The organism is Spirosoma utsteinense, assembly GCF_014282275.1.
GTDB classification, from domain to species: domain Bacteria; phylum Bacteroidota; class Bacteroidia; order Cytophagales; family Spirosomataceae; genus Spirosoma; species Spirosoma utsteinense.
In genome coordinates this window covers 48500-73963 of sequence record NZ_VFIA01000020.1, presented here as the reverse complement: position 1 = coordinate 73963, position 25464 = coordinate 48500, and the positions used below count along the sequence as shown (strand labels likewise).

Here is a 25464-nt window from a genome sequence, read left to right as displayed (position 1 = left end):
CCCATGAAGAAATCTACCGCCCCTGCCTATTTATTGAAAGCCGACGAGGGCCACAAACTGTCGTTCCATCAAGCCGAGATAACGCTCAAGGCTACACGTGATCAATCTGCTGAATTAGTTGAAATCGTTACGGTACTGGCAGCAGCGGGGTTCAAGCTGCCACCCCATAGGCACGTAAAGACACACAAAAGCCTATTCGTGCTGTCAGGCGAACTTCTTTTAGGCTTTGCTGACAAAACGTTTCATCTTAAAGAGGGCGATTTTGGGCATATCCCAAAGGGCATTGCGCATCAGATCGAGTACGTTAGTCCAGCGACAAAGGCATTGTACTTCTCAGGACCGGGGGGAGTCGCTTCGCTTTTCAATGCGCTATCACAAAACGAAAAGGCTGGAAAGGAAGACGTATACAGCGTTTCTGATGAGGTAGACTTTCAGTTGGTCGACGGGTTTCAAGCCGCCTTACCTGCTGAAAAAGTTGGCCCGATAACGCGCCCGGATGGTACGCAACCCTATGCTATCGGTAAAGGTGGGGGCGAGCATTTAATCCTGGAAGACCAGTTACAGACGTTTCTGGCTAGACAAAACAATACAGACGGTCAGTTTTTGGTCGTCCTGACCCAGGGACCAAAAGGCAATGCGATTATTCAACATTACCACAAGCTTCATACGGAATGCTTCTTTGCGCTGGAAGGAAATATGACCATGTGGAATGAAGGCGAACCTGTGCCACTAAACCCCGGCGATTTTCTGCATGTTCCGCCCTATACGAAACATTCCTATCGACTGGATAGCCCCTATACCCGATTTGTGGGCCTGCTGACTCCGGGCCTGTTCGAACCTTTTTTCGATGCCATCTGCACCCCTCATCCAACCGGCATCCTGCCTCAGGAACCGGGGCCTGTTCGCATCGACCGGGTTCTCAGGCAATATGGTCAGCTTGATCTATACTTCGTGTCACCACCGCCCGACAACTCCATGAATCCCCTTCAGGCTACTGGCGTTCGGCTTTCATTCTGGCTGGCCGGGAAATTCGCATCAAAAAAATAAGAGCCGGCCCTTGCTCACACGATTAAATTCAGCGCCAGCACACCCAGCAGGCCAATGATCGATACCAGCGTTTCCATCACCGTCCAGGTGCGCAGGGTGTCGTTGATGCTGAGGTTGAAGTATTCCTTGAAGAGCCAGAAACCGGCGTCGTTGATGTGCGAGAGCATTAAACTTCCCGATCCGATCGCCAGCACCATCAGTTCGGGGTTGACGTGCTGCGACTGGATCAGGGGCAGGATGATACCCACCGTAGTCAGGCCCGCCACGGTGGCCGAACCCACACATACCCGAATGACGGCGGCCATTCCCCAGCCCAGCAACAGGGGCGACATCTCTACGCCCGCCAGTTGTTCGCCAATGTAGAGACTCGTGCCGGAGTCGTTGAAAATCTGTTTGAGCGCCCCCGCCCCCGCTATGACGAGCAGGATGGGTGATGCCGCTTTGATGGCTTCTTCGAGGTCTTTCATGACCGCTTTCATCGATGAGCGATGACCGGATGCGTTGCGCCGAAGCCCAAGCGTATACACCGCTACCAGCACCGACACCAGCATGCCAATGTAAGGCTCGGCCATGAGCGCCACGAAACTCCGCACGGCCGACCCTTCGGGTAGAGCCGTTTTGAGCGGACCCAGTAAGGTGAGCAACACCACCGGCAGCAACGCCACAAAAAAGCTGATGCCCACGCCGGGCAGGTCGCTTGTGGGTACTTCGCGGATGTTGAACAGCTCGCGGTCGGTTTTGGGGGTGAAACGGCCCAGCGTCTTACCAAAAATCGGACCGGCAATAACGATGGCCGGAATGGCTACGATGATGCCATAGAACAGTGTCTTTCCGAGGTCGGCATGGAGCTGCCCGGCAATAGCCGATGGGGAAGGATGCGGGGGCAGGTAGCCATGCGCCACCGATAAAGCCGACAGCATGGGAACAGCCACCGTCAGGATCGGTAGCCCCGCCGAAGCGGCAATGGTAAAGATCAGGGGGACGACAATGATGAAGCCGGCATTATAGAAAAGCGGAATTCCGATGATAAACCCGGCCAGCGCCAGCCCCCAGCGAATGTTTTTAACCCCAAACCAGCCGATCAGCACATTGGTGATTTGTCGGGCGGCTCCACTTTCGGCCACGATACGCCCCAGCATGGCCCCAAAACCAATAATAAGCACCAGGTCTCCGAGCGTGCTGCCAATGCCCGTTTGAATGGCTTTCCCCACCGCCGTTACCTCCATCCCCGACGCCAGGCCAATGCCGACCGATACGATGATGAACGAAATGAATGTATCTAACTTGACATAGGCAATCAGAAAAATCAGGGTCAGGATACCGGCGAAGGTCAGAATAAGGGGCATTGGACGGCGGGGTTTAGACGAATAAAACGCAGAAAGGGCCTGGATTGCATAGTGCATCGCGTAGAAAACGGGGCTCCCTATACGCTGAAAATCTCCGGTGACTGTTGCGTTTACACCGATAAAGTGTACCGAACGAGTTTTTCTACTTCATCGGCCAGTGAGTTTGCGGGGTCGAACGGCACAACATGCAGTCGCGTCGTGGCATCATACCCAAATATAGCCAGCGGCTTTTGGAAAGTTTCGTTGGCAGGATAGATCAGGAACAGGTCATCGGCCGTATACTTTTTCCCATAGGCATAAAGCTGGTACAGATCGGCCTGCTCGATGCCGTAATTACCGCCCGACTCGTTCCCGGTCAGCTGCTTCCATTTGGTATCCATAATTAGTATTCGTCCTTCCTGCCGGATGATGATGTCGGGCCGGAGTTTGAACTTAGGCGTCCCGGCATGTTCATCGACCAGGTGGGCCGATGATTCCTGTACCGTTACCCGATCGGTGTCGGGCCAGTACGTTCGGATACCGTAAGCGACATAATCCTCGAAAACGCGCTCCATTGGAAACAGCAGCGACATAGTCACCGTATGGCCCTTCTGAACCCCAAACGCCCGTCCGGCCAGCAGGGCCTCCGCCCAGCGCAGGGCCGGTTCGTAGCGCAGAAACAGCCGGCTCATCCGACGCGTAGCCCGTTGATCGTCGGCTATCGATACCGATTCGGGTATCTCATCCAGGGCCCACAGCAGTTCGGCCAGCTGTTGTCGGGTAGCGGTACCAACCGTGTTCCGGCATAAAAACTGTACCGTCGTTTTGAGGATACGGTTAGGTGGTATGTTGGCTGTCAATGCATCATAGCGCACGGCCAGCCGCTCGGCATGGTAGGCGTTTTCGCGCTGCTGCCGGGTTGCCTGAAATGTTCCTTTCCAGAATCGCTCGTTGGCTTCGACGGGTACGTAGACGCGCTGCATGCCCTGCCGGACAAGACTTTCCAGCGCATCCAGAAAAGCCATCACAAACACGTCCCACAAGGGTAGCCTGTCTGCCTGGGTATGCGCCAGGCTGGCGAGCCGAAAGGGACTGGTGCGTAACCGCCGGAGCATCGTGACCAGCACCCGCCGGGGGTTATACCCCAGATTGACTTTAGGCAGAATTTCAAGCTGGGCTCCGTTGGGCAGGGGCAACAGACCAACGTAGTTTCGAATGCGGATAAGCTCGCGTTTTTTCTGCACGACTACCGTCAGCAACCCGTCGGCCCCTTCCATGTCGAACGCCAGTTGACGCAACGCCTGAAAGGTCTGATCGGGAACGAGCACGAGGCCGGGCACGGGGTCGGCAAAATTTAGGTCGCTGCCAATCAGGCCATTTTCAGTAACGGAAAAGAGGATAGTCATAACAGTAAACGAACGTGAATCCAGGCGCGCCAGTATCGGAACCGGTTGGGAATACCGCTATTTCTGGCCGGTTAACTGAAACGCCCGCATCGGCTGCTGGTTCGTGCCCACCAAAATCGTGTTACCCACCGACAGCACCGACCGTACATCGCCCGCCAGCCGTAAACCCGTTCGCTCCGGCGACACAGGCGAGAAACCGCCCCGCCCATTTCCCCGCAGCAGAACCCCATTGTTAGCGTCCGACCGGCCGAAGCGGAGCCGGGCCTGGGTAGCATTACCGCAAAGCAGCAGGTCCTTGTGGCCATCGTGGTCGAAGTCGAGAGCGGTCAGCGTAAATACCGGCGCTACCTGAGCGGCCATTGGCAGCGGCATTTCAGTTAGTTTACCCGCAGGTGTGCTGACAAAACAGGTCGTTCTGAACTGGGTAGCCGTTAGTTTTTGAGCGTCGGCCAGTTCGTCGGCGGTGAAAACATCGGTCAGCTTTGCGTTGGCATACGTATCGTAATTGGTAAACCGCTGGCGCAGCATCCCGATCTGATCCAGCAGTTCGTCGCGGGTAGCATGCGGATACGATTGTCCCTGCACGTAGAGGCAAAGAACTGCGTCGAGTTTACTGTTTTTGTCAAAGTCCTTGTAGACCAGTTCAGCGGGTTCTTGCTCACTGGCGCGGCATTGGGTGTTCAGCCCCTGGTTACCCACGACCAGATCGGGCCGACCGTCGTTATTGAGATCGTCGACCAGCAGCTTATTCCACCAGCCCCGACTCCCGGCAGCTCCGTCGGCACCCAAAAAAGCCGTTGTCTGATCGGTCAGCAGGGGTGTTTTTCCCGGCGAAAGGCTCAGTATCGTAATGGGCATCCACTCCCCCACCAGGATCAGTTCGGACTTCCGGTCGCCGTTCAGATCAGCCCAGGCCGCATCCGTCACCATACCGATCCGGGAGAGCATTGGAGCCAGGCGGGCCGTCTGATCGGTAAACGTCGGCTGGCCGTTGGGCCCTTTCCCGGAATTGATAAGCAGGTAACTGCGGGGGGCTTCGGGATAGCGGCCCGGCACCACGCGCCCACCCACGAACAGGTCCGGACGTCCATCGGCATTCACGTCGGCAACGCGCACGCAACTGGTGCTGGTGCGCATAGCGGGCAAGGCGTTCGGGCTTTTGGTGAAATTTCCTTTGCCATCATTGAGGTAGAGCCGATCCTGCAACCGCGGGTCGTCGGGCAGGAAATCACCGTACCCACCGCTCGAAACGTACAGATCAGGAAACCCATCGCCGTTCGCATCGAAGAAAGCCGCATCGGTATCTTCACTGGCTTTGTCAGCTTCCAGAGCTGGTTGCGGCAGGCGGCTAAACTGCCCCGATGGCTGCTGTAGGTACACGCCCCCCGCCTGACCGCTGCCTCCACCCACAAATACATCCTCGCGCCCGTCGGCATTCATATCTCCTTTGGTCATACACGGCCCTCCGAACGACTGGGCGTTGACCAGCAGGGGCTGCCGTTTGAAATCATTGACACTCGTTCGGGGATGCACATACGCCAGCGGGGCTTTCGTTTCGCGAAACAGGGGTACTGCCGACCGGGGTACCCGGTAAACCGTGCGGGCATCCGTTTCACGAATGGCCAGCAGTTGATCGGCTTTTACGCCCGTAAGCAGTTGCTGTTTGCCGGTTGGCCACACCACCCGGAGCGAGTCGATAACCGGATCGGAACCCAGCCCGAAATGCAGCCGGGGCGACATGCTCGACTGGTAACCCTGGGTTGGCATCTGTTCCAGGTATTGCTGGCGACCGTTCCGGTAAAGCGTTACTTTCGTTCCCAAACCCTGGGTGTTGGCTCCGCTGCCTGTCAGTTGCAGTGCCAGATAGTGGTGCTTTTTATTCGTCTCGTTCCGGAAAATAAACGCCGACTGATTGGTGTTGTTGGTAACCAGATCCAGATCACCATCGTTGTCGAGGTCGGCGTAGGCGGCACCGGTGCTGTTCGACACCTGGGTCAATCCCCAGGCCGCGCCACTGTTCTCGAAGGCAACCTCACCCAGCTGCCCCCCCCGGTTCCGGAAAGCGTAATTCGCTACGTTCGACGACGGCATCCGGTGTACCAGTTCCAGGATGTCCTCACGCTGGGGATTGCTTGGCCGGTTCTGCATGAAGTCGGCCATGTATTTCAGGAAATCCTGGTTCGTATAGTCCCGTACGTAGCCATTGGTTATGTAAAGGTCTTTCCAGCCATCGTTATCGTAGTCGGCAAAGAGTGGCGACCAGCTCCAGTCGGTATTGGAAATACCCGCCAGCTGCCCCACCTCACGGTAGCTTCCGTCGCCATTGCTCACCTGAAGCATGTTCCGCATATTCTGGTGGTGAAAGCCCGACTCTACGCTCAGGTTATATTTTTCGTAGTTATCGGGAGCCAGCAACAGCTTCTGCCGCCGGTTGTCTTCGGGCAGCATATCGAGCGTCATGATATCGGGGCGGGCGTCGTTGTTGACATCGGCCACGGCATTACCCATCGAAAAATTGGACGTATGCCCGACGCTGGACTTCAACACATCGGTAAACTTCCCGTGCTGGTTGTTGAGGTAAAGATAGTCCGGCACCCCGTAGTCATTAGACACATACAGGTCGGGCCAGCCATCGGCATTCAGGTCGGCCACGCCCACACCCAGACCGTAGGTAAGCACCGAGCTGCTCAGGCCCGAGCGGTCTGTAACGTCCTCAAACTTGTTTTTTGTGTTGCGATACAAGCGAACGCCAATTTCCGGGTTCGGCTGTTTGAGCAGGGCCGACGTGGCCGATACGTCCAGAATCGGTAACAGCCGGGGGTTATGGTTAAGCTGGAACATGTCCAGATCGCCATCCCGGTCGTAATCGAAAAATACGGCCTGTGTCGTCTGGGCAGGTCGGTTCAACCCATACTGCGCGGTCTGGTCGGTAAAGTGAGGTACACCCTGCGCATCAGGGCCGTCGTTGATGAGCAATTCGGGCATCCGGTTTTCGGGCCGTACGCTTCCCGAATGGGCAATGTACAGATCGAGTCGACCGTCGCCGTTGACGTCGGCCATCGTTACGCCCGTTCGCCAGGGAACATCGCGACCTGCTGCCCCGGCCGCCGTGGTAACATCGGCGAATTTCATGTTGCCTTTGTTAATGTACAGCTGATTGGGGACCATGTTGCCGCTGAAGTAGATATCATCCAGCCCATCGCCGTTCAGGTCGCCGATAGCTACCCCTCCGCCATTATAAAAGTACTCATACATGAGCACGTTGGTATTGAGTCCTTCGGTCAGGTTGTTGGAGAAGGTAACGCCGGTCTGGTCGGGGGAGAGCAGCGTAAACAGGGGCGGGCCCGTTGGTTTCTGAGCCTGATCAGCGTCGGTGGTCTTGGTTGTCTGATTACACGACGACACAGCCAGGGCAACCAGCGAGCCAAAAAGAAACGTACGGATAACAGGTATCATTCAGCAGTAATTAAGGCGGGTAGACAATACCCCCGACAGCTACAGTCTGCCATAAAGGGTTTGGGGGAAACAAGTTTACTTACTTTTTACATACAATGCATGACCCGGCCCGGCAAACCGTGCTATTTTGTTTCAATGGACTTTGTACGGGTAGCTTTTTCATCCCACGATGTTTATATACTTTCAGGCCGGGAGAGCGGAGTCCACTTGTCAAACCACGGGAAACCGCTTTCCCCATCATTCTTAAGCGGCTTTACCCGATTATACCAACATGAGAACGTACCCTTTTTTAGTTTTCGTTATTTTTCTTCAATTCATTTTTTTCAGTTGCTCAAAAGCCCCTTCCACCGAAGCCACAAACGCAGCCCTCGCCGATAACACGTCGAAACCACTGAGCGTAACCCTGGAGCTGGCCGACAATAACTACCAGAATCAGGGCCGCTCCCGGTCCGTTCTGACCCTTTCCAATACCGGCGATAAAGACCTGCCTGCTACGGGCTGGAAGCTTTTTTTCAACGGCGGAAGCCCCGCTACCTTCGATTCGACGGTGGCGCGGGTCACCCTGTTCAACGGCGATCTGCACTACATCAGCCCTGGTCCGAAATTCAAGGCGTTGCCCGCCGGCAAATCGGCCAAAATTGAGGTACTGGGGGGCAAAATCCGAAACAGGACCGACTTCCCCGGTGGATTTTATCTGGTGCTGGATAGCGATCCTGAACAGGCCTTTCCGGTGGACGTAGCCATCAATTCCGGTAAAAATTTCGAAAAGTCGGATCGTGAGCTGGCGGAAAAGATTTTCGATGAGAACGCAAAAATTAAAGCGGTTCCAGCCGATAAGCTGCCGCCCGTTTTCCCTACCCCCGTTTCCTATCAGGCTCAGGGCACGCCCTTCCTGCTGAATAACGAGGTGACGATTTTGGCCAGAACCGAATTCGCTCCGGAAGCCGCCATCCTGGCCCGCGCACTCAAGCCGGCCGTAGGCAAGGAGTTACCGGTTCAGGCACAGGGAACCGGCAAGACCATCGCCCTCCGGAAAGATGCCACACTCCCGGCTGAGGGGTATAAACTCGTTGTCAGCCAGAACGGTATCGAACTGTCGGCGGCAACCCGGGCGGGTATCTTTTACGGCATCCAGTCGCTGCAAACGTTACTACCGGCAGCCGCCCTTGCGGGCAAAGCCGGATCCGTTAGTCTTCCCGGCGTTACTATTACCGACGCGCCCCGCTTCCCTTACCGAGCCCTGATGATGGATATGGCGCGAAATTTCCAGCCTAAATCCGAAGTACTTAAAGTGCTGGATATCATGGCGCTCTACAAGATGAACACCTTTCATTTTCACTTTAGCGAAGACGAAGGGTGGCGGGTAGAAATGCCCTCGCTACCAGAGCTGACCGCTGTTGGTGCCAAACGGGCGCACAGCACCGATGAAACGAAAAATCTGATTCCTTCCTACGGGTCAGGCCCATCGACCAGCAATACAGCTGGCACAGGTTTCTACAGCAAAGCTGATTTCGTGGACATCCTGAAGTACGCCCGCGACCGCCATATCGAGGTGATCCCCGAAATAGAATCGCCGGGACACGCGCGGGCGGCCATCAAAGCCATGGATGCCCGGTATGAACGGTTCATGAAAGACGGCAACAAAGCCGAAGCCGAGCGCTACCTCCTGCGTGATCTGGCCGACAAATCGGTCTACCGGTCGGTGCAGGGCTGGGACGATAACGTAATCAACGTAGCGATGCCCTCGGCCTATACGTTCATGGCCCGGGTGGTCGATGATCTGCGGAGCATGTACAAGGAAGCGGGTGCCCCCCTGAAAACGATTCACTTCGGCGGTGATGAAGTGCCGGAAGGTGTCTGGCAGAAGTCGCCAGCCGTTCAAACGCTGCTGGCGGGCAATACCTCGGTAAAAAACACCGACGATTTATGGTATTACTATTTCGGCAAGGTAAACCAGCTATTGAAAAGCCGGGGACTATTTCTATCGGGCTGGGAAGAGATCGGCTTAAAGAAAGTTACCCAGAACGGGAATGTCGTGTGGGTACCGAACGAAGCGTTTACAGGCGAAGGCTTCCGGGTCAACGTCTGGAAAAATAGCCCCGGTTCCGGTGCCGAAGATCTGGCCTACCGCATGGCCAACGCGGGTTATAAGGTAATTCTGACCGGCGTTACGCATATGTATCTGGATCTGGCCTACAACCCGTCCTCGGAGGAGCCCGGCCAGTATTGGGGTGGCTACGTCGACATCGACAAGCCTTTTTCCTTTATTCCCTACAACTACCTCCGAAACCTGAAGGACGATTTTACCGGCAAGCGAATCGCGCCGTCGATGATCAAAGGCCGGGAGGCTATCACCGAAAAAGGCAAGGCAAATCTGGTTGGGATCGAGTCGCCCCTGTGGTCGGAAACCAACCGGACACCCCAGGAATTCGAGTACAAGATGCTGCCCAAACTACTGGCAGTAGCTGAGCGGGCCTGGGCCAAAGACCCCGCCTGGGCTACCGAAAAGAACGATACACAAAGCGACCAGCTGTACAACCAGGCCTGGTCTGAATTCATCAATACCGTTGGGAAACGGGAGCTTCCCCGCCTGGATGTTTATGCAGGCGGCTACCAGTACCGGATACCTGCTGTGGGGGCCAAAGTTACGGGGGGCAAAGTGGCGGCTAACGTGCAGTTCCCCGGTCTAACCATCCGCTACACAACCGATGGAACCGAACCGACGGCGAAAAGCCAGGTGTATACCGAGCCTGTTACCGCTACCGGTCCGGTCAAATTCAAGGTATTTAACGCCAGTGGCCGTTCCGGGCAAACCGTGAGCATAAACCCCTAAGCCGCTTCTGGTTAAGCTAACGGCCCCTTATTTCTGAAACGTGAATTCGGGATTATAAATGGCCCGTTAGGGCCTTCACAGCGCAGCGTCGGTAGAAAAAAAAGCCCCCATGTGTAGAATAGGTGTGCCGTCAGGTACACAACCGTTATGTACCTGACGGCACATGCCTCCTGGCAAAACCGAATTTTCCTACCGTTACGGCGTCCTACCGACGCTGCGCTGTGAAGGCCCTAACGGGCCTAAACAAATGAAAGCTAATCCCGAATTCACGTTATAAAAAAGCGCTGAACGTGCTGTCTTGTTTTTAAACAAGGGGACATTTCGGTTATAAGAGTGCTATTCAAAGCGACAACCAGACGAATTCTCTTTACCTGCCCATAACCAGTCTGGTCTGCGCCGTTGCCCCGGCTCCGTCTAAAAGCTGAATACGCATTGGGCCACTCTTCCGGAGGGTCCGGTCGATAGCCAGCGTAACGGTGTGAATACCCGGCATGAGATCGGCGAGCATGGCCCCATCGATCAGCCTGACAGGTTTCTGATCCACCCAGGCGGTTATACCGTCCGTTTTATTCAGGCTCAGGTTCACCGTTCCTTTACTAACCACTTCAAGGTCGAACCGGATGGCGCTGTACGACTTGTTCCCATTGGCAACAATGAGCGGTAGTTCCTCGATCGGCAGCTCTCCGGAAACCGTACTATAGGCCGGTTGCAGGGCGAGTTTAGCCATCGGCTTCACCAGGTAACCCAAGCCGTCGGCGGAGAGCCTGGTGGACAATTCTTTCGTAGGCGAAGCGGTAGTCCAGCGACGGATGAACCGAGCGGTGGGCACCCGAAACTGGCCGGACTCACCCATTTTAGAGAGGAACCCAACCAGGTTGATGAATTCTTCCTTATCCAGACTGGCCGTTAAACCCGCCGGCATCAGCGAACCCGGCACCTTTTCAATAATATTGACCTGACTTTTGGCAACTGACACCTCAGCCCCCGAAATGTCGCGTATCACCAGGTCCGAGGTTCCGTTACTAACCAGGTAGCCCAGCAGTTCGCTACCGTCTTTTTTGGCGATACGTTGTAGCTCATACCCTTCTTTGATCGACTGGTTGGGATAAAGAATCGACCGGGTGATGGTTTCGATGGGTGAGCTGGTACCGAGGCTGCTCAGGTCCGGGCCAATACGCCCCCCGGCCCCACCGATAGCGTGGCAGGTCTGGCAGGCTAGACTATTTTTCCGAAACACCATCTCCCCTTTGATCGGATCAGCGGTTTGTTTGACGAGCGTAGCCAGACTGGTGATTTCGGCTGCCGTCAGCTCCTGAGGCATCTTCTGCGTGGGTAAAACCCCACCGGAAGCCTCCAGCACACGAGCGAGCCGTTTAACGTCCTCATCGGCACGGCGGTTGTAGGCGACACCCCGCTGCATGAGTTGCCGGGCGGTTATGGCCCATTTTGCCGGTATTTTTCGGGTGGTCAGCTCGTCCGACAGCGCCTTTATTCCCTGCTTGCTGCTCAAAAACGCCTGAAAAAGGTCGGCCGCATCGGTTTGCTCCGGCAGTGTCCGTAAAAGATCGGCACTAATGCGGGCGGCTTCCGGCGCATTCACCGAAACAAGTTGGGCTACCGCTGCCAGACGCAGGTCAGCGGGATTTTTGCTGCCGGTCAAGTCGATCAGCGATTTCCAGGCATTGTCTTTATCCGTGATCGCCAGCGAACCCAGGGCCGCTTTTCGCTGGTTTTTGTCGCTCTTCCGGGCCAGACTTACCAACGTTCCGTTGAGTTCCTTCAACTGCCACAGGCCAATCAGCCGGGTAGCGCTGGTAGCAATCGCGTCGTCGTCGCTGTCGATAAAGTCCGTAATCCGGTCCAGGTTTCCGACTGGCTTTACACCCCGGTGGGCGGCTTCTTCCAGCGTACTGAGCACCATAGCAACCCCGTTAGCCGTATTGCCTTTGACCTGTATCTCTTTTTCGAACAGACCGGTCAGGTCAGCCGCACTGCCGAACTTGGCTATTGACCCGAGTACGTCCTTCTGGTAGTCATCCGGTACTTTACCCAGTTGATACAGTTGCCTCAACTGCGAAACGGCCTCCGGCGTATTGACCGATTTCAGCGCAAAAACGGTCTTCCGGGCATCACCCAGAAAACCAGGTTCTTTTTTAAGACGGGGCATCCACAGGGGTTCCAGTTCTCGGACGGTTTGCCAGAGCGCAAAATCCAGAAATTCGTCCATCGGCTGATCCAGCACCGACAAGGCCGTGCGGGCGGCTTCGGCCGTTTTCACGTTCCGTAGCGCAATCACACTTTCCAGCCGTACCTGCGGATGGGTATCGGTGATGGCTTTGGTAACCAGGGCAGGCATGCTGGCTATTTTGGTATGCCATAACTCCAGGGCGCGCAAGGCTGCCGCCCGCGCCTTGTGGTTCCCGGCGTTCAACAGACGTATGAGTAACGGCTCGTTCACTACCTCAAGGGCCTGATACACCCAAAGGGCTTCGAGCAGGTGGTGTTCATAGTCAGGGTTCGTTTTGCCCAGCTTGATTACCCATTTCTCCAGAGCAGGCACCACATCGGCAGCGCCTTTTCCCTTCAGGAGCTGCTTCGCCTGCGACCGGGTCCAGTCTTCGGGCAGTTTCAGCGCTTCCAGGAGTTCATCGACGGATGCTTTTGTTAATGGAGGGCGTTTGACCAGCGGGCGGTTTTTCGCCACGATCCGCCAGATGCGGCCGTGCTGCTGATCCCGGCGCGGATCGTGAAAATCGACCTCCCCATGCTGGATAATGGGGTTATACCAGTCGGCCACGTAGATAGCCCCATCCGGTCCCACGGATATATCGACGGGACGAAAGGCGATATCATCGGTCCACATCAGATCCTCAACCTGGCGCGATGCATAGCCACTCCCCTGCTCTTCCAGTTTGAACCGGTTGATCCGGTTGGCGCGGAAGTCATTTGTAATGACGCTACCCAGCCAGGACTCCGGCAGATGCCGACCCGAAATCACGTCCAGGCCACTATGTTTGGGCTGGCCGGGGTTCAGGCCACGCATAATGCGGGCGGCACCCGGCGAGGTGAGAAACGTGGCCCCCGGAAACGCATAATTGATTCCTTCGAAACCGGCCCCGTCGGTCAGAAACGACTGGCCCCAGCGATCAAACTGCAATCCCCACGGATTGACCAGGCCCTTGGCATATATGTTCAGGTCGAGGTGTTTGGGATTCAACTGCCAGACACCACCGCCTTCCAGCCGCTTGATACCCGATGGGGTTTCAACGTGGCTATAGATATAAATGGACTGGTTGAAATACAAAAGCCCTTCCGGTCCCCAGCGGAAGGTATGAATGAGGTGGTGGGCGTCGGCTGTTCCAAATCCATTCAAAATCCGGCGTTTTTTGTCGGCCTTACCATCCCCGTCAGTATCCATGAAGTGCAGGATTTCGGTTGAGTTGGCTACATAGACCCCGCCATCACCCGGCAGAATTCCCGTTGGCGTTAGCAACCCTTCGGCGAAAATGGTGGATTTGTCGGCCTTACCGTCGCCATCGGTATCTTCCAGCACAAAAATCTTGTCGTTTGCCTGTTCTCCGGTTTTCAGGTGCGGATAAGCGGTGCTGCTGACGACCCACAACCGGCCATCGGCATCCCAGTTCATCTGGATCGGCTTGGCTACCAGCGGTTCGGCGGCAAAGAGCGTTACCTCAAAGCCATCGGCAACCTTAAACGAGGCCAGTTCCCGGTTCACGTCCGGGTCCGGGTCGTCCTGTCGATCTGCCTGATGGGTAGCCGAGGTAATCAGCAGAATGGCTCCCACAAGAATCAGTCTACGCAGGAAACTCAGGGACCAGGCGTCTTTCATTCCGTTCATACTACTTTAACAGGCTAAGTTGATATACCCTGGACGCGGGGGTACGGTGTACGGTAATTTGGCCTTCCAGCCACTTGATAAGAATACTTTGCTCTTCCAGCCCTTTCACGTGCCGCCCCTGCTCATACGAGCGAAAGCCAAGTATATAGGTTGTATTCAACGGCCGGTACTGGAAGTAGAACAAGTCGTTCTTTTTCAGGATCATCTGCTGTAGTTCACGCGCCTGGATAAGGGAACCGCCCTGATTTAACAGAACGCCTTCTTCCCATTCTTTTGCCGAAGCGGTCACCAGCGTCATCCTGTCGGCCGTCAGGGTATAGAATCCTTTTTTGAGACCCGTTATTTTCAGCATCGGCCCGGTATCGGTCAGGCCTTTGTCGTCAACGGGCGGTGGGAGCGGCAGGTAAGGCTCCTCCAGGGTGAACGCTACGGTTACGCGCTTATCGGCATCATCCCGGATATGGGCTGGCCCGGTTGCCGCTGCTGTGTTTTTGGCCATCGAGATCGTGGCGGGTTTATGGCGTGGCCCCAAACCCAGACTTTGTTCGAGGATCGTAGCCAGGCGGTAATAACCGGTTTCGTTGAGGTGGATGCCATTATCGGTTATGGGGGCTCTGGGGCTGATCGCCTGCATCGGTTTGAACAGATCGATGTAGCGCTTGCCCCGCTCCGCAGCTAGCCGGGCCACGGCCGACGCATAGGTTTCGAGCATGGCGTTTTGCCGGGCCATTTGTTCGGCAGACTCGGCAGACAGGATTGGTATGGGCGACAGCAGGATAGCCTTCGCGCCAAGCTGATCGACCTTATCGAGCAGTTTCGCCAATCCGTCGATGAAATTCGTCAGCCCCGCTTCGCCCTCCTGCGCTTCGATGCCACCATAGCCGATAAACACCAGCGTGGGGGCAGCTTTTATGAGGTGCTCCATCAGCAGTTCGTAGCCGGTGGGGGGATTGGTAATCGTACTCCGGGCAACGCCATACACATTATCGCCCGTCCAGCCCAGATTACGGTAAGTAACATTACGGTCGGGCCAGCGGGTAGTCAGGGCCAGTTCCAGGTAGCCATACTGAAAATCATTTTCGAAGAGTGAGTTCCCTACAAACACTACCCGATCACCGTTTTTGAGCTCGAACGGAGCATTGGGCGTTTCTGCCGCTGATGCGGCCCGCGGCTGAGCAACGGCTGTCTGGCAGATGAAGAAAAACAGGAATATGCGATACCCGATCTGGGCCAATACCGTACTTTTTTTCATGCAGGTTTAATCGAGGTAAACAAGGGCAAATGCGGGCGAATAGCATTCAGACTGTTTCCAGGAAGCTTATATAAAAGTGGCAACGACCTTTGATTTACTTGGTAAAGAAAAACTGAACGATAGCTGGCCTGTAGCGCCTGCCGGCCCCTTTACCTTGCGGGATCGATAAAGCCAGAACCAGCTCACACCGAGCCGCCATTCACTGATTACACAGATTATGGTATTTATATTTTCCCCTCTATCCAATTAACAAAGCCCCGGAATAACGTCAAGACAAGACACGCGGAAAGAGTATTAGCCAGGAGCCGCTGAACCACTAAATAAATGCGGTAGAAAAAGTGCCAAATAATCAACACATGTTTCAGCAAGGACAATAAAAAGCTCACAACACCGTTTTTTAACTGTCATGTTTCTTTAGCCTCAGCGGTTCCACCGAGGGGGCTTTTTTCATTGGTTGCCACGGGTACTCTTTCCCGTATTGATCGCCTACCCCTCCAGAGACTGAAAAGCGCTGAAGCTCCAGCTACCAGCTGCTAATTCGTTATCCGCAAGCGCTAACAAGGGCCTGTTTGTCCGATCCGCCAGAGACGATCCGTTTCTAACCAAACTTGACAACTTATGGCCCCTCAGACATCGTTGTCAGACCTTACTTTTCTGCCAATAGTAGTGGATCGTTTTTAAGAAGTCGTTCCACTCATCCGGGCTAACTGGCTTGGGCAAGTAAGTACCACCCCGTTGGTTTACCTCCTGCCGGTCCCTATCATCAGCCGGAGAACTAATGACCAGGGGCAAGCGGCCGAAGCCCGAAGCGGCCCTGGTCAACGCAGCCAGTAAGTGGAAGCCATCTTCGCGTTGTGGTAGCTGTAGATTGGCCAGAATTAACCGGGGTAACGGTTGCTCCCTGGTCTGGCAAGTCTGTAGCAGGCTGAGGGCCATCGGCACACTGTTGACCCGAACGGTGTGCACCGTGGGGCTTAGTTGCTGGATGGCTTCGACCAGCGTCATCTCACTACCGGATTGATGATCGACAAGTAACAGCCAATCTGAATGATTCCTTTGGCTCATAAGTGGTAACTAGCTTGGTTCTAGCCTTAACCAGCAGCGTGTTACAATGACCAGGTCTGACCTTACCGAGTGAGCCTGTGGACCGACCAAACAGCCTGGCTTAACCAGGCAGGGCAACCGGGTTGATCATTTTCACCAGCCATCCCGTAATTCTACGCGCCAGAACGAGCAGTTCCCCGCTTACGGAAGGCACAATATTTCAGTTGTTTTACCAGCGTGACTTAACCTCATCAGCTTCAAGCTCACGACCCGTTCGAGGGGCTTTTCACCCAGACCCGCCCGAACGGAACAGTAGGCAACCTCAAGTCCCCTCAGGCCATGACTATTCTTCCTATCAGCGACCCTGCCGCACTGGCAGTAGCCACCCAGGCAATTCACCAAGGGCCAATTCTGGTCCAATTACCCCGGGTATTTGCCCTGCTGGCTGCCCCTACCCGGAAAGGCGCGCAACAGTTGGACGCCACCAAAGTCCGGCTGGCCGGTAAGCACTACGGCACGGCCATTGGCAGCTTAGCCAAGTTTGTTGCTCAGGCCCAGCCCGGGGGCTTACCGGCTGAATTCAGCCGTTGTGACCAGTTCAGGGTCTTAACGGGCAGCTTTGTACGGCTACAGTTTCACCCCCAGACGTTTCAATCCATCACGATTCGAAACGGCACCCATCAGGGTTTGATACTGGGTGGCGATTTACGATCGCTGTTCAAAGGACTGGAAGCGTCATTTGACCTTAATCCGGCTGAACAGATGTGGAATCAGCGCAATTATAATGCCCCTTTGTGTACGAGTTGTAACCTGAGTGGTGATGCCCAGGGATCCATCACGGAGTACGAGAAAGCTTACCGGTTTGGGAAAGCCAGAGGAATTGAGATCTTGATCACCGGTGTGGGGTCGACTGGGGAGAAAGGCTCGTATCCTATCCTGGGCATTGAGCCCCATGGGGTGCGTATTCACCGTGTGGGCCCAGGTTTGGCCAGGATCAAAGAAAGGATTCCCATAGGGCTACAAAGTTGGTCAGTAGACACGCTACCGTCAACGGATTAAAGAGGACAACTCAACCAGGGGCTGAAGCGCTTCAGCCCGGCTCTCACAAGCTCGTACCGTTCGGTTGCCCTTTGGTTTTGGTACCTTGATAAAGCCTTACGTTCGGCGCTGGGTCTTGACGGCTTCAACCCATTCGGTTTGCTGACAACGCGGGCACGTATGATGGCTACCCCCTATCTGCTCGATCTGGCCGCACCTAGTACAGGCATACTGCCCCGCCTGACTTACGGCCCCGCTTTTTTTGTGGTACAACTTAGGAAGCACCGGTAAGCCTGGCTTGACTTCTTCATCGGCGTAGTAAAAAAAACTCAGATTGCCATTGGTTTCTAGAATGGCCGTTTGGACCTGGCCTAAGTGTTCGATGTTCTGTTGCCGCATCTCAGCAAAAAACTCGTCTTTGGCAAAGGTGTGTTCACCGGCGTCAAGGACAAACATCCCCTCCTCGATCACATAAACGGGGTCTCCTTCGACGAGGCTTTCGAACCGTTCACTTCGGGAGGCACCCCAGGTAACCAATCGGTAGAACACCATAATGGTGGCAAAGACAATCAGAGCGGGCACAATGGCATTATCGGGGTTAAACATGGGGTCGCCCGCTGCGGAACCCAGACCAATAATGATAGCGACCTCAAAGATAGACAACTGACTAACCCCTTTTTTACCAGATAGCCGCAGGAACACCAGAATGACCGAAAACATGATCAAGGTTCTGAGCACAATTTGCAGCCCTAAGCTCCAGTCTAAATCAGCCAGGAAAACAGCGTTGAAATCAATATCCATAAAATCGGTGAAAGTACAGGGCTTACTACAGGAAACTAACGTGGGAAAGAACTCCTGAAGTGTTCACGTCGGCAATAGCTCGTTAACGCCCCCGCCTACGCTCTGCTTACAGGCGCCAGTCGACACTTACAATTTCAACCTTTTCTGTTTTGCCTCTAAGCAGAATCTTGCCCAGCGATTCAGTTTTCAGCCGTTGATTGAGGCCCATTTTAGCTACTAAGTGTTCGGAGACAAGAAAATCTTTTTGATAGTGATTGCAAACGCTCTGGATACGGGCTGCGGTATTCAACGTATCTCCGTGGTAAGCGATATCTTTTTTGATTTCGCCGATCTCTACGGCGGTTACTTTACCGGTATGCATACCGGCCTTGAAGGCAGGCAGAAAACCATAGGTTGACTTATAGTATCCCGTTCGATCCCGGAACTGTTCTGTACAGGCGAAGTAAAATCGGATACAGACGTAGTTTTTCAGGCCTTCACGCTCGGGCCACATGATCACAATTTCGTCGCCAACCTATTGGTATACCTGGGCACCAAAGGGAAAGAGCACCTCATTGATATCGGCAAAACAGTCTCTGATAAAGGAACTATAGCGGATATGACCTAATTGCTCGGCGGTGGAAGTCGATGTCCCAGGCTTACCCCTCATAAAACCCCAAACAAGATAGCTATTAACAGCGACGAACCGAATGCTCCTGCCACCGGTATCTGAAATACCTGGCTAATTATTCGAGCGTGAAGAGTCAAAATGGTTACCAGCAGACTGTTGGCAATGATCCAAAAATTCACCTGAATACCCACATAGGTAAGCACCGGGAAACGGGCGGTATATCGCTGGGCCAGGGTGGTATATTCAAATTTTTCCCCCATAGAAATCATCTTGCCACGTATACGGAGAGCAGCTGGTTTTAGGTGCGATCAAAATTGAGGAGAAAACACCGGGTTTCTTGAGTGCGTACGCATAATGTATAGAACAGATAATTCTCCCAATTCCATATGTCGAAGATACTGAACCGAAGAGTACCCGTACAGCATCCTGCAATGACGCCACAAAATGAGCTGCAGATGAAGCTCACCCTGACATTTTAAACAAAGTAAATTGACGTTTTAAACAAAATGAGCACGCTGGTGACCCGGTAATTTTGTCCTATCAACTTTAACGATAAAACGACATGGGACAAGCCAATGATCAGGGAGCCTTACAGCAGCCAATAGGCTCAGGGTTCGACGCAACATCGACAGCAAATGAGGTAATCAACGGAATTGACCTTGCCGGGAAAATCGCGATTGTGACCGGCGGCAATACCGGCATTGGCTTAGAAACCACCAAGGTTCTGGCCGCAGCCGGGGCTACGGTGATCGTTCCGGCGAGGGACGTAGATAAGGCCAGGAGAAATCTAGCAGGTATTCCGAATGTAGAATTGGGGAAAATTGATTTTATGGACCCCACTTCAATTGATGCATTCGCGGAAGCGTTTATTGCTACAAGCCGTCCGCTTCATTTGCTGATCAACAATGCGGGCATTATGTGGGTCCCATTACGCAGGGATAGCCGCGGTATCGAATCGCAGTTGGCGACCAATTATTTAGGTCAATTTCAGCTTACTGCCCGGTTATGGCCTGCCCTTAAAAAGGCGAACGGCGCGCGGGTGGTTAATGTATCATCGCTTGGCCACCACATGGCTCCATTCAACGTCGAAGATCCCAATTTCCTTCACCGTGACTATGAAACCCTGCAAGCTTACGGACAATCAAAAACTGCCAGCAATTTATTCACCCTCGAGCTGGACAACGTGGGTAAACTGGTCAATACGAGAGCGTATTCAGTGCATCCCGGCTCCATACACGGGACCGAACTGGGCCGGGAAGCCTCGCAAGAACTGTTTCAACAACTGGGCTTTCTGGATTCGGAAGGTAATCTTTTGCCAGAGGTGGCAGCTTCGTTAAAAACAATCCCCCAGGGTGCAGCCACAACAGTTTGGTGTGCTACCAGTCCAAGGCTAGACCACATGGGTGGTGTTTATTGTGAAGATGCGGACGTGGCTGAACTGAGCCTGGAAAACGATGGAGGGCAACGCGGTGTAAAACCGTATTCACTCGACCCGGAAAAGGCAAAAAACTTGTGGACGTGGAGCGAACAAATAACAGGCATCACCTTCGGCTACGAGAATGCGACTGCGCACTCCTGAGACTTCCTATAATCCTCCTTTATAACAAGATCTGGAATGACAAACGTTGAAGCGAAAAGTGCCCTCATTACGGGCGCAATAGCGGAATCGGCTATTCGACAGCCAAAGAGCGGATAGAAAAAGGGGCAACCGTTTCCGCCCAGCGCATCGCGGTTTACGCAGCCCTCTTTTTGACTAGCGGCAATTTAGCCAGGGCAGTCGAAGGTACGGACGCTTCGTCCGTGAAATTTCTTTTGAGTCATGACCCAACACACTGGGATAAAGAAGTTAATACCAAATTCAACGATGTAGATGTAACGTTTAGCGGTCACACTCATGGTCTTCAGCTAGGGGTTACCATTGGCGACAAATCGTATTCTCCGGCCCAATTCAGCTATAAGCAATGGGCGGGATTATATCAGCAGGATAGCCAGCAACTCTATGTGAACCGGGGCTTCGGCTTTCTGGGTTATCCGGGCCGGATTGGCATGCCGCCCGAGATCCCTATTTTTGACTTAGCAAGATCATAGAGTCCACGATTTCAGACGATTGTTATCTTAAATTGTAGGGCATAAAGAGCCCGTATCTTAGAACTAGTAATATGGATCACATATCAACCTACCTGACAAAGGAGATCAAACTTTCCAGCTATGATGATAAACTGTTTAAATCAGATCTAATGTTCGATGATCACATGCTGATCTGGTTTATTTCGGGTGAAACCAAAATCATACTGGCGGAAGCTACATACTACTTTAAAACAGGGGATATATTCCTGATACCGAGAAATCAGCTGGCGACCATTGTTAATTATCCAAAAAATGGACAACCTCACAAAACAGTGGTGATGCATTTGGCGACCGAACGGTTAAAACGGTTTTATGAAAAAATAGAACTTAAAGGGAGAGTTACACCAGAGCAAACAATATTCAGCTTTACCAATCACCCTTTACTGGCAAGTTGCCTGGCCTCGCTAATCCCTTACTTTGATGTGAGGGGCGAATTTCCAGAGAGTATCGCCACACTAAAAATTACCGAAGCAATCACAATCCTGAGAGAGATTGACAAGACGGTTGACAGCGTGTTGGCCAACTTTGATGAGCCGGGGAAAATTGATCTGATTGATTTTATGCAGCGGAATTTTATGTTTAATATGCCAATGGAAAAATTGGGTTATTTAACGGGCCGCAGTTTGTCGACATTTAACCGGGATTTCAGGAAGTTTTTTAATACAACGCCCCAGAAGTGGCTAACAGAGAAAAGGCTCGAACTAGCCTATTATCAATTAGCGAAAAAAAAAGAAAAGACCCACAGAAGTATATCTCGAAGTAGGTTTTGAAGATCTTTCTCATTTTTCTTTTGCCTTTAAAAAGAAGTATGGGATTGCTCCAACTCAATTGCTTCATAGGCAGGGGAATGACATAGGGTTAAGTACTAAAGAGTAGCGCAATAAAAAAGTAGACGTGCTACATTTTTTGTTAGACAAAGAGTTATTGATTCGTATATTATAGATGCGTGAACTAATCTAAAAAAGGATTTTCTAGCCAGCTGACTTACTATCTTACCAGGGCGACATCCGCTAACGACCAGGCTTGTCAATATAACGTAAAGCTCGCTCCAGGATCTCATCCTGGCCCCCTAATTCCCCTTGTTTGGTCAACGTAACGGGAATATCAATCTTGACCCCCAGGCCTTGATTGGGCGTCCCATCCGGGTAATAAACGGCATAACCCGAATACCGGGACGAGTAACCACCGGCCATAAGAATCGTATTGGAAACCCCATTGGCTCCAATCGTCGGCAGGCCAATCGTGACCGGATGCAGGAGTTTCTGCCAGGCCATGATATTCGTCTCCGCCTGGCTGGCATTCTGGCCGCAGAGCAAAACAAACGTTTTACGCTGTGGTACGGCCACAAAATTCGCTAAAGGGGATACCGTTTCGGCTTCCAGCGTCACCGCATTACGCGAGAAGAGCGGATGACTGATTTCAGGAAAAGCGTTGATACAAACCGTGTCCGTTTGACCCATAAAAGGAGCCGCAATGGTTTGAACAATGGTTTCATCGCGGGGATAACCCCGGGCGTCTAAAATGATATACTTGTAGTCTCTCAACGCCTGCCAAACGCTGTCTACCTGATGGCTGTAAATGCTATTTACCCGGACATAGCCGGTGCTGTCGTTGAGGCTTCGCCAGTACGGTTTGGGAACGGGGGCATAGTACACCCCTAACATAGCGGGCCAATACACTTCTTTTCGAACCGGGGATACCTGGAACACCTCCTGACGACCGTCAGGATGCCGAACTTCAACGGCAAAGGGCTCATCACCGGACCGACTCATTAAGGGAACTTTGTGCAACAGATGCCGGTAGCTGAACTCGTTGGAACTGGCGGCATATTGATGCCAGCGCTCTACTAAAGTGTCCAGCGGAATACCATCGAGCGACAGGAGTTGGTCGCCAATGGTGGGTGAGCGTTTATCATTCAGTGACTTGACAACGATCGTTTTGCCTTCCACATACTTTACGCAGAAGGGGGCGAAGTAATCAGTAATACCAGCGGGTGGTAAAATGCTCTGCTGGTAAAGGACCTCTCCATGACCGTCGTTGAGCTGAGCACTCAGTTCCCGCAGGAGCCAGAAATAGCTCTTGTAATCGGAGGCAAACACAAATCGGGGCACGAAATACAAGAGTGCTTTGTCCCAGGAAGCTTTCAGCAGGTGCTTATTCGGGCAGAAATAGTTGATAACAGACCAAAAATTAAACAGGGCCAGCAGGCGTACGTTTCGGGCTGGATACAACGTATCGGCATAGGTTGGCTGCGGAAGCCGAATGTAAACCGTATTCTCAACGGTTTTTTTGGGGCGGACGGTGGGGGTTTTCCATCTTTTTAGTGCCAACTTGATAAAGACATCCGTTGGTAACGATTGGCCTACTGGCACAACCTGGTCTGGTCCAACTCCCAGGGTGCCGTCTTCATAGATGCGTTCGCCTACTTTTACCTTGACCCTGACCCCATCCGTCAGGTCCAGCGTATGGTAATCACCCAGCAGGTAGTCGGGCATGGGGCCGTCAAAAATGAGCTGACATCCATTTCGGTTGCGTAGGGCCAGTAAGGCTTTGAGCGTATTGGCGTTATCAAATTGATTCACCAGAAAGCAAATTCGCTTATCCCGTAAGTGGGGCTTACGAGCGGTTAAGTAAGCTCCCTGGGATGTGTTTTTGAGCCCGAAGCGTTCCTGATACCAATAGTTTGGATCGCCCCCCCGATCCCGGGCGGGGATTACATCCAGCTCGTCGGGGAAGTCCTGCCGTAAGAAGGCATGATAGTAGGCGGTACGCAGGGTCGGAAAAATAAGGGTATGGTCAATCAGACCGGCTACCAAGGGCTGAACGAAGGCGGTATATTGCAGAAGGCCTAATCGTTCGTTTTCGGCTTGATTACGCAGATCGATAAGTAGAAATGGCTGTTTAGCCAGCGAGGAAGTCAAGAAGGAGTCTAGCGGATAAGGAGCCGTAAAGCGCTCCTGGGCTATGGCTATGTAGGCCCCCTTAGCGGGTAAGAGCCGGCTTGGCGCGCCCGGGTGAGCCAGCCCCGAATGGACCAGGGGGCGGGTTGGCTCAATCCGGGTAGTAGTATCGCCTACCAAACGCAGCATGCCCTGAACAGTACGCACAAAGTTCTCTTTAGATGGATTATCCAGCAAGGGATCAACCGTTGTCAAGAGGAGTTGATCGGCCTGGAGCTGCCCTTTCATAAACTGTGGATGAAAGTATTTAAGCGTACTCCAGAGTTTGCCAATGTCGGCCACTCGTTGAATGGCCGACGGGTTCCAGACCGCCTGGTTGTAGGAATGAACTAACCGCCCTTCGCTGGGGATGGGCGGTTGAGCCCGAAGGGAAAACATGACCAGGCAGGTCGCTACATACACCCAAATTTGACGGCTCATAAGCTAGTGACTCAAGTGAAAAATACCGATAAGCAGCCAAGGCATGTACTCCGCCATCCCTGACCCCGGTCCTTAACGCCGGTTAGCTTTATCGAGGGCAAACCTAGGGGCTTGCCAGTCGCCAACCTTGTAAAAATCATGCAAGCGAACCGGAACTGGTCATCCATATGAGTTCCTTTTGCTCAATGGACAACTTTTGGTCCAGCTGTCCCGGTGAATAGCCCGTTACTTGTTTGAGATGTTTGCCGAAATGAGCCTGATCAAAATAGTCATGGGTATACGCTAGCTGGGTCAATGTATCCGGAGAACCGGCCAGCAAGCTGGTTAGTATCTGGCGAAACCGAACCGTTTGACAGTAGGCTTTCGGACTTTGCCCAATATGGTCCAGGAAGAGACGGTATACGGTTGATTCGTCGATCCCAAGGGAAGCTGACAAGTGTTTGATCGTCATCGGACGATCGCTGTGTTCAATGAGCTGCAGAGAGGTCTTAACGCGAAGATTGATGGGCGTAGCTGACAAGTGGCGAAGGAGAAACGCTTCGATGATCGCCACGCGCTGGTGAGCGTCATCGGTCTCAAAGAGTTGATCCAGCCATTGACTCGCCGTGTGCTGAAATAGATCGTGAACGACCTGGGTAGATCGTGCTAGCTGGGCGAAATGCTCCCGGGTGAAGGCGCGAAGCCCGCCCGCTCGAAACAGGATACAGACCTGATCGAGGGGCCCCTCTATGCCCACCGTGAAGGGACGCTTGTGAAAGCCATATAAACGGCTGCTAAACCGGTTGGTGCTGGCACTAATCTGGCAGTGGTTTATGGATTCGGTTACCGAATAGGTAACCTGATTATTTTTATAAAGGGCCAGACATAGATTAGTATTGGGAAATGTGGTATAGGAAAAGGGGACAGCAGCCGTTCGTTTAAAGAATAGAAATGATTGGATGTACTGACTCAAAAGCGGATGCCGAACGGGTAACAGTAGTGTGTTCACGGAGGGTTGGGTGTTTATCCAGGTCAAATAAAGCAATAGCTACAACGACAAGACGACTAATCAGCCGGAATATTACAGTTTCTAAATCAATTCTATGAGTCTCGACCCATTGAAAACCGCTTTGTTATACAATAAACCACCCTCTACTGGTGAACAAGGGTCCTGATATACTTGCAAAAAGGCATTTAATTTAAGCCATAAATAGTATTTTACCGTTAATCTTTTTTAATAAGGTAACGTCACTTTGGTCTCTTTGCAAAAAATTGCACTGTTCATAGTGAGCGTTCCCTAAAGGCAA

16 protein-coding genes and 1 pseudogene are annotated in these 25464 nt (G+C 53.1%); 7 read left to right on the top strand and 10 right to left on the bottom strand.

From position 1 onward, the window contains the following. The first annotated feature begins 3 nt into the window (after positions 1 to 3). Positions 4 to 1047, top strand: a complete 1044-nt coding sequence (locus FH603_RS16425) for a cupin domain-containing protein (RefSeq protein ID WP_186738628.1) — start codon at positions 4 to 6, stop codon at positions 1045 to 1047. 14 nt (positions 1048 to 1061) lie between these two features. On the opposite strand, the gene FH603_RS16420 is transcribed toward FH603_RS16425, so the two are convergent. The 3 genes from FH603_RS16420 to FH603_RS16410 all read right to left on the bottom strand — a co-directional run bounded on the left by FH603_RS16420 (position 1062) and on the right by FH603_RS16410 (position 7234). Beyond that, positions 1062 to 2393, bottom strand: a complete 1332-nt coding sequence (locus tag FH603_RS16420; protein WP_186738627.1) for a gluconate:H+ symporter — start codon at positions 2391 to 2393, stop codon at positions 1062 to 1064. A 110-nt stretch (positions 2394 to 2503) separates the two neighbouring features. Then, positions 2504 to 3778 (bottom strand): McrC family protein, encoded by a 1275-nt coding sequence (locus FH603_RS16415; protein WP_186738626.1) that lies wholly within the window; start codon positions 3776 to 3778, stop codon positions 2504 to 2506. A 57-nt stretch (positions 3779 to 3835) separates the two neighbouring features. Next, entirely contained in the window at positions 3836 to 7234 is a 3399-nt protein-coding gene (locus tag FH603_RS16410; protein WP_186738625.1) for a VCBS repeat-containing protein, read from the bottom strand. Positions 7235 to 7505: 271 nt separating this feature from the next. Here FH603_RS16410 and FH603_RS16405 point away from each other — a divergent pair, with 271 nt between their 5' ends. Continuing rightward, on the top strand, positions 7506 to 10067 hold the full coding sequence (locus FH603_RS16405; protein WP_186738624.1) for a family 20 glycosylhydrolase: 2562 nt from the start codon (positions 7506 to 7508) through the stop codon (positions 10065 to 10067). Between the two features lie 367 nt (positions 10068 to 10434). Here the strand turns inward: FH603_RS16405 and FH603_RS16400 are convergent, their stop codons facing one another. The 3 genes from FH603_RS16400 to FH603_RS16390 all read right to left on the bottom strand — a co-directional run bounded on the left by FH603_RS16400 (position 10435) and on the right by FH603_RS16390 (position 16243). Continuing rightward, entirely contained in the window at positions 10435 to 13917 is a 3483-nt protein-coding gene (locus tag FH603_RS16400) for a PVC-type heme-binding CxxCH protein (protein WP_186738671.1), read from the bottom strand. A gap of 10 nt (positions 13918 to 13927) precedes the next feature. After that, positions 13928 to 15178, bottom strand: a complete 1251-nt coding sequence (locus FH603_RS16395) for an SGNH/GDSL hydrolase family protein (protein ID WP_186738623.1) — start codon at positions 15176 to 15178, stop codon at positions 13928 to 13930. 639 nt (positions 15179 to 15817) lie between these two features. Beyond that, positions 15818 to 16243 carry a response regulator gene (locus tag FH603_RS16390; protein ID WP_186738622.1) on the bottom strand — a complete coding sequence of 142 codons (426 nt, stop codon included), beginning with the start codon at positions 16241 to 16243 and terminating at the stop codon, positions 15818 to 15820. A gap of 318 nt (positions 16244 to 16561) precedes the next feature. Here FH603_RS16390 and FH603_RS16385 point away from each other — a divergent pair, with 318 nt between their 5' ends. Further along, positions 16562 to 17281: a hypothetical protein gene (locus FH603_RS16385; protein ID WP_186738621.1), complete on the top strand. Its 720-nt coding sequence runs from the start codon at positions 16562 to 16564 to the stop codon at positions 17279 to 17281. 96 nt (positions 17282 to 17377) lie between these two features. Here the strand turns inward: FH603_RS16385 and FH603_RS16380 are convergent, their stop codons facing one another. Then, positions 17378 to 18061, bottom strand: coding sequence for a YetF domain-containing protein (locus FH603_RS16380; RefSeq protein WP_186738620.1), 684 nt, complete (start codon positions 18059 to 18061; stop codon positions 17378 to 17380). A 106-nt stretch (positions 18062 to 18167) separates the two neighbouring features. Further along, entirely contained in the window at positions 18168 to 18554 is a 387-nt protein-coding gene (locus tag FH603_RS16375) for an adenylate/guanylate cyclase domain-containing protein (RefSeq protein ID WP_186738619.1), read from the bottom strand. Positions 18555 to 19233: 679 nt separating this feature from the next. Between FH603_RS16375 and FH603_RS16370 the strand changes: the two genes are divergently transcribed. The 4 genes and pseudogenes from FH603_RS16370 to FH603_RS28615 form a co-directional block, all read left to right on the top strand. Then, complete coding sequence (locus FH603_RS16370) at positions 19234 to 20250, top strand: SDR family NAD(P)-dependent oxidoreductase (protein ID WP_186738618.1); 1017 nt, start codon at positions 19234 to 19236, stop codon at positions 20248 to 20250. 221 nt (positions 20251 to 20471) lie between these two features. After that, a complete protein-coding gene (locus tag FH603_RS16365; protein ID WP_186738617.1) occupies positions 20472 to 20759 on the top strand; it encodes a metallophosphoesterase family protein in 288 nt (95 codons plus the stop codon). 71 nt (positions 20760 to 20830) lie between these two features. Next, the gene (locus FH603_RS16360) at positions 20831 to 21568 is read left to right on the top strand and encodes a helix-turn-helix domain-containing protein (protein ID WP_244968011.1); all 738 of its coding nucleotides are present in this window, start codon (positions 20831 to 20833) and stop codon (positions 21566 to 21568) included. A gap of 10 nt (positions 21569 to 21578) precedes the next feature. Then, positions 21579 to 21674, top strand: a pseudogene (locus tag FH603_RS28615) (hypothetical protein); the annotation flags it as partial. Positions 21675 to 21808: 134 nt separating this feature from the next. Here the strand turns inward: FH603_RS28615 and FH603_RS16355 are convergent. Beyond that, positions 21809 to 24178: a S41 family peptidase gene (locus tag FH603_RS16355; protein WP_186738616.1), complete on the bottom strand. Its 2370-nt coding sequence runs from the start codon at positions 24176 to 24178 to the stop codon at positions 21809 to 21811. Between the two features lie 136 nt (positions 24179 to 24314). Further along, positions 24315 to 25166 (bottom strand): helix-turn-helix domain-containing protein, encoded by an 852-nt coding sequence (locus FH603_RS29120; protein WP_186738615.1) that lies wholly within the window; start codon positions 25164 to 25166, stop codon positions 24315 to 24317. Positions 25167 to 25464 lie beyond the last annotated feature (298 nt).